Raw genomic sequence first — 12,841 nt, 5'->3', positions numbered from 1 at the left:
TCCTTAGTTCCTTTCCGATTCCGCGCGTCTCACTCGCCCAGCCAGGGGGTGTTGAGGGACTGCCAGATCGGGCCGCCCCACTGCTCTTCCAGCGCGGCCTCAAGCGCCGCGGCCGGCTTGTACATCACCTCGTCGCGCTGCTGGGGCGCGATGAGCTGGAAGCCGACCGGCAGACCGTCGTCGGACAGGCCCGCGGGGATCGACATGGCGGGCATGCCGGCGAGGTTCGCGGGGATGGTGGCGATGTCGTTCATATACATGGCCAGCGGATCGTCCATCTTCTCGCCGAACTTGAACGCGGTGGAGGGGCTCGTCGGGGAGACGAGCACGTCGCACTGTTCGAAGGCCTTGTTGAAGTCGTCGATGATCAACGTGCGCACCTTCTGGGCCGAGCCGTACCAGGCGTCGTAGTAGCCGGCGGAGAGCGCGTAGGTGCCCAGGATGATGCGGCGCTTGACCTCGTCGCCGAAGCCGGCCTCACGGGTGTAGGCCATCATGTTGGCGGCGGTGGAGGGCACGCCGGCCGGTGGCATCACGCGCAGGCCGTAGCGCATGCCATCGTAGCGGGCGAGGTTCGAACTCACCTCGGAAGGCATGATGATGTAGTAGGCGCCCAGCGCGTACGGGAAGTGCGGGCAGCTCACCTCGGTGACCTGAGCGCCCATGGATTCGAGCAGGGCGACGGCCTCGTTGAAGCGGGCTTCGACGCCGGGCTGGAAGCCTTCGCCGCCGAGTTCCTTGACCAGGCCGACCTTGAGGCCCTTCAGGTCGCGCTTCATGCCCTCGCGGGCGGCCGCGGCCATCGGGCGCGGGCCTTCGGGGATGGAGGTGGAATCGCGCTTGTCATGGCCGCCGATGATCTCCTGCAGCAGCGCGGAATCCAGCACCGTGCGGGTGACGGGGCCGATCTGGTCGAGCGAGGAGGCCATGGCGATTGCGCCGAAACGGCTCACGCCGCCGTAGGTGGGCTTGACGCCGACGGTGCCGGTCAGGGCGCCGGGCTGGCGGATCGAGCCGCCGGTGTCGGTGCCGAGGGCCAGCGGCGCCTCGAACGCGGCCACCGCGGAGGCGGAGCCGCCGCCGGAGCCGCCGGGCACGCGCTCGGTATCCCACGGATTGTGGGTGGGGCCATAGGCGGAATGTTCGGTGGACGAGCCCTGCGCGAACTCGTCGAGGTTGGTTTTGCCCAGGATCGGCATGCCGGCGGCCTTGAGCTTCTCGATCACGGTGGCGTCGTACGGCGGCACCCAGCCTTCGAGGATCTTCGAGGCGGCGGTGGTTTCGATGCCCTTGGTGACGATCATGTCTTTGATCGCGATCGGCACGCCGGCCAGCTCGGGCAGCGCAGCCTTCTCGTCGGCGGATTTCGCGTCGAAGGCGTCGGCCTGCTCGCGGGCCACGTCGGCGGAGACCTTGAGGAAGGCGTTGACGCTCGGCTCGGCGGCCTCGATCACCTCGAGATGGGCGTCGACCAGCTCGCGGCTGGACACTTCGCCGGACTTGACCTTGGCGGCCATCTCAACGGCGGACAGTTTGACGATGTCGTTGGTGTTCACGGTCATCTCACTCCTCCCCCAGAATGCGCGGCGCGACGAACATGCCGGCCTCGGTCTTCGGACCACCGGCGATGGCTTCCTCCTGCGTGAGCGGGGTCTCGGGCACGTCGGGGCGCAGATAGGCCTCGAGCGGCACGGGGTTCGCGGTGGGGGCCACGTCCGCGGACGCGACCTCCTGCACCTTGTTGATGGAGTCGGCGATGACGTTCAGCTCGCCTTGCAGACGGGTGATCTCCTCATCGGTGAGCGCGATGCGGGCGAGATCGCCCAAGTGCTCGATTTCTTCACGTGTGAATGTAGGCATGCGCCCTACTATACGTGCGGTTTGTGACACGCGCGAGAGAACGTCCGCTTCCGCTTATTTGACGTCCGCGCGCCTGGTGACGAGCAGCCCGGCGCCCCAAGCCACCACGGTCCAGGCAAGCAGGATCAGACCGGACTGCCACCATTGCGGGACCCAATAGTCCTGCGGGATGGCGGCGCTCACGGAGTCCCGGATGCCGGCGGTCAGAAAGTTGTTCAGCGCTGAATCGGGCAGACAGTAGGCCACCGAGCCGAGCCAGGAGAAGCGGCTGGAGGCCAGCGAGACGATGGAGACCACGGAGGAGAGGATCATCAGCAATCCCACCACCGCGCACACGCCGCCCACGGTGGAGCGGGTCAGTCCGCCGAGACCTTGGGCCAGCAACGCGACCAGCATCATCGCCACGGGGAATCCGACCAGCACGACCGGCACGATGCGGCGTTCGTCGCCGGCAAGCGCGGTGACCTCGTATCCGCCGGTCATCGCCGTCATCACACCCCAGGCGAGCAGGATGCCCACCACGGAGGCGAGCAGGGTGAACAGCGCCACGGCCAGCGATTTGGAGGTGTAGAACATGCCGCGGCGCGGATTGGCCACCAGCGACGACTGCACGCTGGAGGTGGTGTATTCGCTGGTGATGGCCATCACGCCGAAGATGGCGACGACCAGTGCGGACGCGGAGCCGGACGCGGCGAGCATCGACCACATGTCGGAGGCGGCGAGCGGCTGGGGCTCGGCCGCCACTTCGGCGGTGGTGGGGTCTATGGAGGCGAGCAGGGTCACGGCCCACACGCTCAGCGCGGCCATCGACACCGTGACCGCGATGGTGATGCCGAGCAGCCATTTGGTGGAGTTCAACGACCAGAGTTTGATCAGTTCGGCTTTGAGGCTGCCGCCGAAGGTGAGACGGGCGTGGCGGTTCACGCTGCGGCTGGCGGCATAGGTGTTGCGCTGGTTCATCGCGCTTGTCGTGTTCATTGTGTTCATCGCGCGGCCTCCGAATCCGTTGCGGTTATTGGGGTTGCGGGGTCGACACCCTGTGTGGATCCTTGCGGAGCATTCCGTGAAACATCCTGTGAAACACCGTGTGAAACAGCTTGTGAAACATTTTGCGGACCACTTTGAAGACCACTTTGCAAAGCGCTTTGCGAATCACTCTGTGGCCCACTCTGCTGTCCATTTTGCAACCCACTCTGCAGGCCACTTTGCGGACCGGCGACGCCGACTGGAGCGCCCGCGACGCCGGGCACATCCGCGGTGAGGTATTCCGCGTGGCTGTGGGTCAGCGCCATATAGGCGTCCTCAAGAGACGCGCGCTCCTCGACCAGTTCGTAGGTCACCAGCTGCGCCTGCGCGAAGGTGCGGGCCGCGGTTTTCAGGTCGGCGCCGACGATGCGGAACACCTCGCCCTCTTCGGGATCGCTGGAAAGGCGGACGGCGGGCGCGAGCCGCACTTCGGGAGCCTGCGCGAAGATGGCGTGCAGTCTGGCCGGATCGGGTGTGCACACGCGGATGGCACGGCGCGAATGCTCGGCCACGAAACGCGCGACCGTGGTGGTTTCCAGAATGCGTCCCTGACCGATGATCACCAGATTGTCGGCCGTAAGCGCCACCTCGCTCATCAGATGCGAGCTGAGCAGCACGGCACGGCCTTCGGAGGCGTAATAGCGGCATAGATCGCGCACCCATTTGACGCCTTCGGGGTCGAGGCCGTTGATCGGCTCGTCAAGCACGAGGTTCTTCGGGTCGCCGAGCAGCGCGGCCGCGATGGACAGCCGCTGGCTCATGCCCAGCGAAAACTGCCCGGCCTTACGCTTTTTCACGGCGGTGATGCCGGTCATGTCGATCACCTCGTCGACGCGGCGCTTGGGAATGCCGTTGGTCGCGGCGAGCGCGCGCAGATGGTCATAGGCGGAGCGCGAACGGTGGGCGGATTTGGCGTCGAGCACCGCGCCGACCTCGCGCAGGGGCGCGGACGACTTGGCGAACGGATGGCCGTCGATGAGCGCGCGTCCCGCATCCGGCGCGATCAGCCCCAGCGCAGCACGCATGGCGGTGGATTTGCCCGCGCCGTTGGGTCCGAGAAATCCTGTGACGACGCCGTCTTCGGCGATGAAGCTCACATCGTTCAACGCCTGCTTGGAACCGAACCGTTTGGAAAGCCCTGTTATCTCAATCATGGCTCCAACCTAGCCGACTTTCGTCCAACCGCATATCTTTCGACGTTCCCGGTCATCACATGTGTACCGGCACAAGACGATCACCTGGCTGACATTCACGTCCAATTCGCCGGTTATCACATGCGCACCGAAACAAGACCGAATCGGCCGTTATCAGGAGGATGGGTCGAAAATCTCAGGAAGATACCATGAAACGCCATCATGTCCGGAAGGATGGCGCTGTTTACTGATATCAGCTGCAATAAGCCGGAAACCCCAACAGGTTTCTGATAACTGAACCCTTTCTCCTCTTCTTCTCTCTCCGGCCCGGAGGCCTTCCAGCCTCCGGGTTTTTCCTTGCCCGAGCACAGGCCGAATGCATGCCGACGACGCATCGGTATCACTGCTGACAACGATTCAACCGCGTGCACAAACAGTCAACTGCACTGATAAAAAATGGCCAGCTACCGTAGTAAAAAACAGCCAACTACCGTAGTAAAATATAGCCAACTACCGTAGTAAACCTCGATAAAGCTTGAAATTTCAAGGAATGAGTGGTTATGACAAAACGTTATATGAAGCGCATTTACGATCAAGTGCTCAAAGATCGTCTGGAAGCCAAAGGCGCGGTGCTTGTCGAGGGACCGAAATGGTGCGGCAAGACGTCCACGGCGGAGCAAATCGCATCCAGCGCCATATATCTGCAAAATCCCAGCTCGCGCGTCCAGAATCTGCGCATGGCTGAGATGGATCCGGCTAGATTGCTGAGGGGAGATGTCCCGCGGCTGATTGACGAGTGGCAGGATGCGCCCAATCTGTGGGATGCGGTGCGTTTCGAAGTCGATCATCGCGATGATTTCGGCCAATTCATTCTGACTGGATCCAGCGTGCCCACCGATCTCAACGCGCTGCATCACACGGGTACGGGCCGTATCGCCCGCATGAAGATGCGCACGATGTCGCTGCTCGAATCAGGGGATTCAACCGGTGAAGCGTCGTTATCCGCACTGTTTCAAGGCGGGCAAACAACAGCGCAGGGACGACAGACGGATATACGCGATTTGGCCTTTCTGCTATGTCGAGGTGGTTGGCCGAGGGCGGTTGGCACGTCAGAAAAAGTGGCGCTGCGCCAGGTAGTGGATTATCTCGATGCGGTATGCGAGATTGACATCTCCCGTGTGGATGAGGTGCGGCGGAACCCAGCCCATGCGCGAATGCTGCTGCGCTCCTACGCGCGCATGATTTCGTCGCAGGGGACGCTCTCCGCCATGCAAATGGATTTGCGTTCGACGGGAATCGAAATGTCCGAATCGACGTTTTTGGAATATGTGGAGGCGCTGCGCAAGCTCTTCGTCATCGACGATCTTTCGGCTTGGAATCCAAATCTTCGTTCGAAAGTCGCCATCCGCACTTCGCCGACGCGGCATCTGTGCGACCCATCGATCGCCGCCGCCGCTCTGGAGACCGGCCCCGACGAACTGGTGGATGATCTCGAGACGTTCGGGCTTCTGTTCGAAAGCATGTGCGTCCGCGACCTGCGCGTATACGCCGACGCGTTGGACGGAACGGTTTTCCACTACCGCGACAAACTGGGCTTGGAATGTGATGCCGTCGTGCATCTACGCGACGGCCGATACGGGCTGATTGAAATCAAACTGGGCGGAGAGAGCCTGATCGCTCAGGGCGCGTCCACGTTGCAGGCCCTCGCCCGGAAAATCGACACGACCAAAATGCGCGCCCCCTCGTTCCTGATGGTGCTCACTGGGACCGGTGATTTCGCCTACGCGCGGGAAGACGGCGTCTGGGTAGTCCCCATCTGCGCCCTAGGCGCATGACTCTCACATAACATGCTGGCTACAGCGTGGCCACCTCGCTGGAGGCGTGGCGTGGGCGCAGGAGAGCAATCCGTCACACGGCGTGCTGGGCGATCCAGCCGTGCATGGCGACGGCGGCGGCGGCACCGGCGTTGATGGAGCGCACCGAACCGAATTGTGAGATGTACACCACATCGTCGGCCAGCTCGAGGGCTTTTTCGCTCAGGCCAGGGCCTTCCGCGCCGAAGAGCAGCAGGCAGCGCTTGGGGAAGCGATAGGTCTCCAACGGCACCGCGCCGGGGATGATGTCCATGGCGATGACGCGGGCCGCCTCCAACTCGCGGATGCGCGCGTCCGCGGCGGCGATACGCGCGGTGGTCTCGTCGAGCCGCGCGACCGAATCATCCGCATACGAACCGGAGGCGATGTCGTGCGCGCGCAACGCCGCGGCGGCGGCCTGCGAGCGCGCGAAGGCGATTTCGCCGGCGATGCGGTTGCGCCAGCATTCCACGAGTTCGGCGATGGAGGGATGATGTTCGACATGCTGGTACAGCTCGGTCATCAACGCACCTTTGCGGTTCCACTTATGCGGGCCGACGATATGCACGCGCCGCGCCTGGAAGGCGTTGGCGGTGCGCACCATGGAGCCGATGTTGAAGTCGTGCGTCCAGTTCTCCACCGCGACTTCGAAATCATGGCGGCCGCGCGCGTCAAGATCGGCTTTGATGGCGGTCACCGTCCAGTATCGGTAGCGGTCGAGCACGTTGCGGCGATCGCCCTCGTCAAGCAGGGCAGTGTCATAGCGCGCGTCGAACGCGGGAGATGCCGGATCGTCGGGGCGCGGCTCGCCGGGGTGGGTTTCGGCCCATGGACCGAGCCCGATTTCGCGGAAGGTCGGTTCGCCGGAGGCTTTGGCTGCTGCGGAGATGGCGTTAGGAGCGTGCATAGGCGTGTGGTGTTCTTCCCGGATGCGGAGTATCGAGCGAATGTTGGCGATAGGTCATCGCGATGGTCGGAATGGTCGAACGACCGGTTGACCGGAGCCGAGTGGTTAGATGGCCGAGTGGCAAAGTGGCCGACGGGACGAGACTACGCCGCGTCATAATGCGTCTCCGTCATGCGTTGGCATCCATGCGTTGGCTATGCGTTGAGTTCGGATTCGTCGAACACGGGCACGAACGGCAGGGAGCGCTGTTCGTCGGTGGCGGGGTTGATCACTTCGATCACGGCATTGCCGCTCGCCGAGCCCGCCGATTCTCCGGTTTCGCCCACGCCACCGACCAACGAGGTGATGGCCACGACTTGGGCGCCTTGGGCTTCGACCACGCCGAAGTCGAGACTGAGCTCGTTGCCGTTGCGCAGGGTGACCAGCGAACTGGTCTGCACATAGGATTTCTCGGACAGCCAGGCATCCACCAACACCACACGACGGCCTTCGATCGAGGGGCCTTTGATGGAGGGGTAGACGAAATCCATCACGAAACCGTCGAGGTCCTCGCCTCGGGAAGCGGCCGCCTGAATCATGGCGGACACCAGCGGCACGGCGGCGGCGGTGAGCGCGCCGACGGCGTCGAAGTCGTCCACCGAATATCCGGCATCCTCCAATGTGTCCAGCATCACGTGGCCCATCACGGCGGCGGCGCGATGGTCGAAGGTGACGGCGTTCAATTCGCTGAACGGCTTGCCCACCACATGGTCGCGCAGCATCACACGCAGTTGCTCGCGCGGGTCAAGCATGGCGAAATCGACGGCGTCGACGCGCTGGTCGGGCGTGCCGGTGGGACGGAATCCTGTGGTCTGCTTCTCGGTCATAGCGCCCACCTTAGCGTCAGATATGGTCGGGCTTGGGAACTCGGCACTATCGACAGGCGTCATCAGCCAGCATCATCAACCGACGTTGTCGGCGGGCGCCATCAGCCGACGCTATCGGCCGACACCATCAGTCGGCACCATCAGTCGGATTCGTCTTCCGCGGGGGATTCGGTGACCTCGGGCGCGGACAGCTCGCGGATGTTGCTTTTCTCCGGGTCAAGCAGCGGCACCTCGCCGATCACTTTGGACGAGTCGATTTTCTGCAGCTTGCGCGCCGTGGGCAGCACGCGCCCCTCCAGGCTGGAAACGAACTGGTTGTATGCGGTGACGGTTTTAGTGATCTGGCCGCCCAGCTTGACGGCGTGCTCGCCCAGCACGGCGAAGCGGTCGTAGAGTTCGCGCGACAGGTCGAACAGCACCTTGGCGTCGTCGGTCAGACTCTGCTGGTGCCAGGCGTAGGCCACGGACTTGAGCACGGCCCACAGCGTGACCGGCGAGGTCAGCGCCACCTTCTTGGCGAAGGCGTCGTCCATCAGCGTGGGGTCGGCCTCCAACGCGGCCTGCAGCAACGCCTCGTTGGGAATGAACGCCACCACGAAATCCGGCACCGTGGGGAACGCGTTCCAATAGGCCCGCTCCCCCAGCGTGCGCACATGCTCGCGCAACGCCTTCGCATGGGCGCGCAGCAGGTCGGAGCGTCGAGCGAGTTCCTCGGCGCTGGCGGTCTGGGGAATCTCACAGGCGCGCTGATAGTCGGAGTAGGGCACTTTGGCGTCGATCGGAATGGTTTTGCCGCCGGGCAGATGCACGATCATATCCGGACGCTGGGTGCGGCCGTCCGCGCCGGTGACCACCACCTGGGTGTCGAAGTCGACATGTTCCAGCAGTCCCGCGGATTCCACGATATTGCGCAATTGGGCCTCGCCCCACGCGCCGCGCACCTTGTTGTCGCGCAATGCCGCCGACAGCGAGCTGGTCTCCTTGTCGAGACGAGCCTGCTGTTCGCCGAGTCCTTTGAGTTGCTCGCCCAACGCGCCCATCTCGCGCTTGCGGCCCTCTTCGATCTGCGTGACCTTGTTCTGCAACGCGTCGAGATTCTTGGCCACGGGAGCGAGCGCCTCCAACACCTTGCTCTGTTCGGCCATCGCCTTGGCCTGGGCGAGACGACGCTCCTCGGCCGCCTTAGCGTCCTCCTCACGTTTGGCCTGGGCCTCGGCCTGGGCGCGTTCGCGTTCATGCTGGATGCGGATCTGTTCGGCCTGCTGGGCCTGCGCCAACTGCGATTTGACGAAGGCGAGCTGCTGGTTCAGCCCCTCCAGCTGAGCGCGCGACGCCGCCACCTGCGTCTCACGTTCGGCGACTTCCGCACGGGCGGACTCGAGCGAGGCCTTCAGCCCATCGATCTCCTCGGCGCGTGAGGCGCGCGCGAGCTCCTGTCCCTTGCCCCGGCCATACAGAAATCCGGAGAGCAGCCCCAACGCGGCACCGACCAGCAGCGCCACAACGATCATCACCACAGCAACAGTATCCATGCTTCCAGTAAAGCAGCCCTTGCGAACAGCGGTACTTTTTTACCGACCCGAGGACGTGGCGGTGCGGCCCCTTCGACTACGACTTCACGAGACGGGCGATGGCCGCCGAAGCCTCCGTCAGCTTCTCATCGGCCACCGGCCCTCCCTCCTCGGCCGCCTGGCGCACACAATGGTGCAGATGGTCGTCCAGCAAAAGCAACGCCACCGATTTGAGCGCCGAATCGGCGGCGGAGATCTGCGTCAACACGTCGATGCAATACCGATCCTCCTCCACCATGGCCGCCAACGCCCGAACCTGCCCCTCGATGCGATGCAACCGGGTCAGCACTTTGGCCTTGTCCTCGCCATACCCATGCATGGCAACACCTCCCATCCAATCGACGCTTGGCATAATTGTTTGCAGTATACCATGTGGGGGTATAGGGTATAGTAATAGGCGGCGGCTTTGTCCGCCGTGGTCGAAACCGCCCACGACAACCACCGTCAGGAAGCGAGGTTCGCGCCTATGGAAGGCAATCCAATGGCATCCGCGATCATTCTGTTGGTCGCGGCGGTCTTCACCGCGGGCATCCTGTGGTTCTTCTTCGCCAGGCAGCGGGGCACGGCCGGCGAACTCGCCGACGATGGCGGCAGCCAGAGCGCGACGATCACCGTGAAGGGCGGCTACTCCCCCGCCGTGGTGACCATGCGGGCGGGCGTGCCCGCCACACTGCGCTTCGACCGGCAGGAGACCGGCGAATGCACGTCCCACGTGGTGTTCGCCGACTTGGGACTGGACGCGATGCTGCCCGGCAACGCCGTCACCGAAGTGCGGCTGCCCGCGCTGGCGTCGGGCGAATACCCCTTCGCATGCGGCATGAACATGGTGCACGGACTGCTGCGCGTCGAAGGCGACGCCCCGGCCGGAATGGACGCGGCGGCAAGCGGTTCGGCATCGAACGCCGCATCGCCGGACGCATTCCGCGCGCCTTCGAATCGCCGTTCCACAGGCGAAACGGGAACATCGGGCGAATCGGGACAGACATGCCCATCCTGCGCGAACGGACCGCACGCCTCCGCCCCGGCCTCCGCCGACTACGTCGAAGCGGAACGGCGCGAAGCCGACGAACGCCGCAACGAAATCACGCATCTGACCCGACTCGTGACGGTGGGCGCGGTACTGACCGCACCTGTGTTCGTGGTGATGATGCTGCATATGGTCAACCACATGTGGGTGCCGCAATGGCTGATGAACCCCTGGTGGCAGGCCGCGCTCATCACTCCGGTGATGTTCTATTGCGGAGCGCCGATCCACCGTGTGGGCTTCCCCGCGCTGGCGCACCGCTCGCCCGATATGAATTCGCTGGTTTCGCTGGGAACCTCGGCCGCGTACCTGTACAGTCTGGTGGTCTGCGTGGCGCCCGGACTGCTGCCCGAGGGCTCGCGCGAGCCGTATTTCGAATCGGTGGGTGTGGTGATCACCCTGGTACTGCTTGGCCGCCTGATGGAGACCAAGGCGCGCGAAGGCACCGGCAAGGCGGTGCAAAGTCTGATCACGCTGCGTCCTCGCGTGGCGCACCGGCTCGACACGGATCTGTTCGGCGCTGACGCCACCGCCGACTCCGGTCGCGCGTTCGGCATGATCGACGCAACCGACGCCACCAACGCCGCCAACGCGACCGACTCCACAGCCGACCCCAGCCACACGTTCGCCACGACCGACGCAAACGCCGCCATCGACACAACTAACGCCGCCACCACGACCGACGCGGCAAACGTCGGCACCTCCGGTTCCGCAACCTCCCCGTCGAACGCTCCCACAGGCCACGCCCCATGGATGAACCCCGCCAACGCCACGGATGTCGACATCGACGAGGTGCGGGCCGGCGATCTGATCGTGGTGCGCGCCGGCGAGCGCGTGCCGACCGACGGCGTGATCGTCGCGGGCGAGGCGCGCGTGGACGAGTCGATGATCACCGGCGAATCCGAGGCGGCGACCAAGTCCGCCGACCATGCGCCGACGCTGACCGGCGCGACCGTGCTGCTGTCGGGCAACGTGCTGATGCGCGTCACGCGCGTGGGCGGCGACACCGTGCTCTCGCAGATCATCGCGATGGTGGCACGCGCGCAGGCGACGAAAGCGCCGGTGCAGCGCATGGCCGACCGTATCGCGCGGGTGTTCGTTCCCGCGGTGATGGTGATCGCCGTGTGGACCTTCGCCATCTGGTTCGCGTTCGGCCCCGACCCGGCGTTGGCGCACGCGCTGGTCACCGCGGTGAGCGTGCTGATCATCGCCTGCCCCTGCGCGCTGGGATTGGCCACGCCGCTGTCGGTGACGGCGGCGACCGGATTGGGTGCGCTGCATGGCGTGCTGGTCACCAGCGCGAAGGCTCTGGAGCAGGCGCGGGATATCGGCACGGTGGTGTTCGACAAAACCGGCACCATCACGCGCGGTATCACCGACGAGACCTCGTCTTGGGATAGGCCGAGCTATGAGTTCGACCCGATCAAGGACGGCTCTCGCGAGGCGGTGGCCGCTTTGCGCGCGGCCGGCATCCGCACGGTGATGCTGTCGGGAGACAAGGCCGAAGTGGCAGAGCGCATCGCCCGCGAGGTCGGCATCGACACAGTGATCGCCCAAGTCAAGCCGGACGGCAAAGCCTATTGGATCAGGCAATTGCAGAACGAACGCGACGGTAAGGCCAACGCGTTCGAGACGGTCGGCGCGGCCGGCGTGGCTCGCCCGGCCGACGCGGCCGAAGCGTCCGATCCAGGCAACGGAGGGGCGCGGGATGCCTCGACTCCGCTCGGCATGAGGGAAGAGCTCGCCACACGCGCACGCGGCACGCACGACGCACAGCCCGGCATGACGAAAGAGCATTCCGCACGCGCGAGCGGAGCGCAATCCCGCCGACCTCGGCTTATCGCCATGGTGGGCGACGGCATCAACGACGCGCCGGCATTGGCTCAGGCCGATCTGGGCATCGCCATCGGCACCGGCACGGATGTGGCCATGCAGTCCGCCGACGTGACGCTGATGAGCGGCGATCTGCGCGGAGTGCTCACCACCATCGAACTGTCCAAGGCCACGATGCGCAATATCCGCGAGAATCTCGGCTGGGCGTTCGGCTACAACCTCATCGGCATTCCGCTTGCGGCAGGCGTGCTGTACCCGATCACCGGCTGGCTGCTCAGCCCGATGATCGCCGGATTGGCCATGGCGTTGAGTTCGGTGTGTCTGGTACTTAACGCAAACCGCTTGCACAAAGCGAAGATCGGCGGAAAATCAATGTTTTCACACAGTGAAAATAACAGGTCTCGGGCGAAAACCGAGATTTCGACACACCAAACTCAAAACGAGGCCTTCGAGAGCGTTCCGCGGGTCATCATCGACGAGCGGAGCGCGCTTGCAACCACCGCAACAGATAAGGAGAACCATATGAACATGCACATGCATGAGGCGGATCCGACCGCCACCGAAACCGCCACCGACCCGGTCTGCGGCATGACCGTCGCCGTGAACGCCGAGGCCATCACCCGCGAGCACGCCGGCGCGACCTACTATTTCTGCGGCGAACGCTGCGCCGTCAACTTCGCCAAAGCCCCCGACATGTTCCTGGAGTAAGCGCCTTCATCTTTCTCATCCCCCTGAGCGAGGCCCGACGCCCCACTCCGCCATCCCACG

The 12,841-nt window shown here is 64.4% G+C and carries 10 protein-coding genes and 2 pseudogenes; 3 read left to right on the top strand and 9 right to left on the bottom strand.

The window, feature by feature from the left end:
* Positions 1-29 precede the first annotated feature (29 nt).
* From gatA to BL8807_RS05575, 5 genes and pseudogenes are all read right to left on the bottom strand, one after another.
* Positions 30-1,562 carry an Asp-tRNA(Asn)/Glu-tRNA(Gln) amidotransferase subunit GatA gene (gene gatA, locus BL8807_RS05595; RefSeq protein WP_072724633.1) on the bottom strand — a complete coding sequence of 511 codons (1,533 nt, stop codon included), beginning with the start codon at positions 1,560-1,562 and terminating at the stop codon, positions 30-32.
* Between the two features lies 1 nt (position 1,563).
* Positions 1,564-1,860, bottom strand: coding sequence for an Asp-tRNA(Asn)/Glu-tRNA(Gln) amidotransferase subunit GatC (gene gatC, locus BL8807_RS05590; protein WP_072724631.1), 297 nt, complete (start codon positions 1,858-1,860; stop codon positions 1,564-1,566).
* A 54-nt stretch (positions 1,861-1,914) separates the two neighbouring features.
* On the bottom strand, positions 1,915-2,847 hold the full coding sequence (locus BL8807_RS05585) for a permease of ABC transporter system (RefSeq protein WP_143147964.1): 933 nt from the start codon (positions 2,845-2,847) through the stop codon (positions 1,915-1,917).
* A 242-nt stretch (positions 2,848-3,089) separates the two neighbouring features.
* A pseudogene (locus tag BL8807_RS05580) lies at positions 3,090-4,040 on the bottom strand (ATP-binding cassette domain-containing protein); the annotation flags it as partial.
* A 116-nt stretch (positions 4,041-4,156) separates the two neighbouring features.
* On the bottom strand, positions 4,157-4,450 hold the full coding sequence (locus tag BL8807_RS05575) for a hypothetical protein (RefSeq protein ID WP_143249042.1): 294 nt from the start codon (positions 4,448-4,450) through the stop codon (positions 4,157-4,159).
* A gap of 129 nt (positions 4,451-4,579) precedes the next feature.
* Here BL8807_RS05575 and BL8807_RS05570 point away from each other — a divergent pair, with 129 nt between their 5' ends.
* Positions 4,580-5,854, top strand: a complete 1,275-nt coding sequence (locus BL8807_RS05570) for an ATP-binding protein (RefSeq protein WP_072724627.1) — start codon at positions 4,580-4,582, stop codon at positions 5,852-5,854.
* A 73-nt stretch (positions 5,855-5,927) separates the two neighbouring features.
* On the opposite strand, the gene BL8807_RS05565 is transcribed toward BL8807_RS05570, so the two are convergent.
* The 4 genes from BL8807_RS05565 to BL8807_RS05550 form a co-directional block, all read right to left on the bottom strand.
* Positions 5,928-6,779 (bottom strand): TrmH family RNA methyltransferase, encoded by an 852-nt coding sequence (locus BL8807_RS05565; protein ID WP_072724625.1) that lies wholly within the window; start codon positions 6,777-6,779, stop codon positions 5,928-5,930.
* A gap of 194 nt (positions 6,780-6,973) precedes the next feature.
* Positions 6,974-7,645, bottom strand: coding sequence for a type I phosphoribosyltransferase (locus BL8807_RS05560; RefSeq protein ID WP_072724623.1), 672 nt, complete (start codon positions 7,643-7,645; stop codon positions 6,974-6,976).
* A gap of 140 nt (positions 7,646-7,785) precedes the next feature.
* Positions 7,786-9,177: a DNA recombination protein RmuC gene (locus BL8807_RS05555; RefSeq protein WP_072724622.1), complete on the bottom strand. Its 1,392-nt coding sequence runs from the start codon at positions 9,175-9,177 to the stop codon at positions 7,786-7,788.
* A gap of 76 nt (positions 9,178-9,253) precedes the next feature.
* Positions 9,254-9,535 (bottom strand): metal-sensitive transcriptional regulator, encoded by a 282-nt coding sequence (locus BL8807_RS05550; protein WP_072724620.1) that lies wholly within the window; start codon positions 9,533-9,535, stop codon positions 9,254-9,256.
* Positions 9,536-9,697: 162 nt separating this feature from the next.
* Between BL8807_RS05550 and BL8807_RS12250 the strand changes: the two are divergent.
* Together BL8807_RS12250 and BL8807_RS12245 are read left to right on the top strand one after the other, a co-directional pair.
* Positions 9,698-12,419: pseudogene (locus tag BL8807_RS12250) on the top strand (HAD-IC family P-type ATPase); the annotation flags it as partial.
* Between the two features lie 26 nt (positions 12,420-12,445).
* Positions 12,446-12,781, top strand: a complete 336-nt coding sequence (locus tag BL8807_RS12245) for a YHS domain-containing protein (protein WP_370737547.1) — start codon at positions 12,446-12,448, stop codon at positions 12,779-12,781.
* Positions 12,782-12,841: the final 60 nt, after the last annotated feature.

This window comes from Bifidobacterium lemurum, from assembly GCF_014898175.1.
Lineage (GTDB): Bacteria > Actinomycetota > Actinomycetes > Actinomycetales > Bifidobacteriaceae > Bifidobacterium > Bifidobacterium lemurum.
This window is presented reverse-complemented; position numbering and strand designations above follow the sequence as displayed.

Coding starts and splice junctions, on each gene's coding strand:
- gatA (WP_072724633.1), bottom strand. CDS start 1,562: ATGACCGTGAACACCAACGACATCGTCAAACTGTCCGCCGTTGAGATG.
- gatC (WP_072724631.1), bottom strand. CDS start 1,860: ATGCCTACATTCACACGTGAAGAAATCGAGCACTTGGGCGATCTCGCC.
- BL8807_RS05585 (WP_143147964.1), bottom strand. CDS start 2,847: ATGAACACAATGAACACGACAAGCGCGATGAACCAGCGCAACACCTAT.
- BL8807_RS05570 (WP_072724627.1), top strand. CDS start 4,580: ATGACAAAACGTTATATGAAGCGCATTTACGATCAAGTGCTCAAAGAT.
- BL8807_RS05565 (WP_072724625.1), bottom strand. CDS start 6,779: ATGCACGCTCCTAACGCCATCTCCGCAGCAGCCAAAGCCTCCGGCGAA.
- BL8807_RS05560 (WP_072724623.1), bottom strand. CDS start 7,645: ATGACCGAGAAGCAGACCACAGGATTCCGTCCCACCGGCACGCCCGAC.
- BL8807_RS05555 (WP_072724622.1), bottom strand. CDS start 9,177: ATGGATACTGTTGCTGTGGTGATGATCGTTGTGGCGCTGCTGGTCGGT.
- BL8807_RS05550 (WP_072724620.1), bottom strand. CDS start 9,535: ATGCATGGGTATGGCGAGGACAAGGCCAAAGTGCTGACCCGGTTGCAT.
- BL8807_RS12245 (WP_370737547.1), top strand. CDS start 12,446: ATGTTTTCACACAGTGAAAATAACAGGTCTCGGGCGAAAACCGAGATT.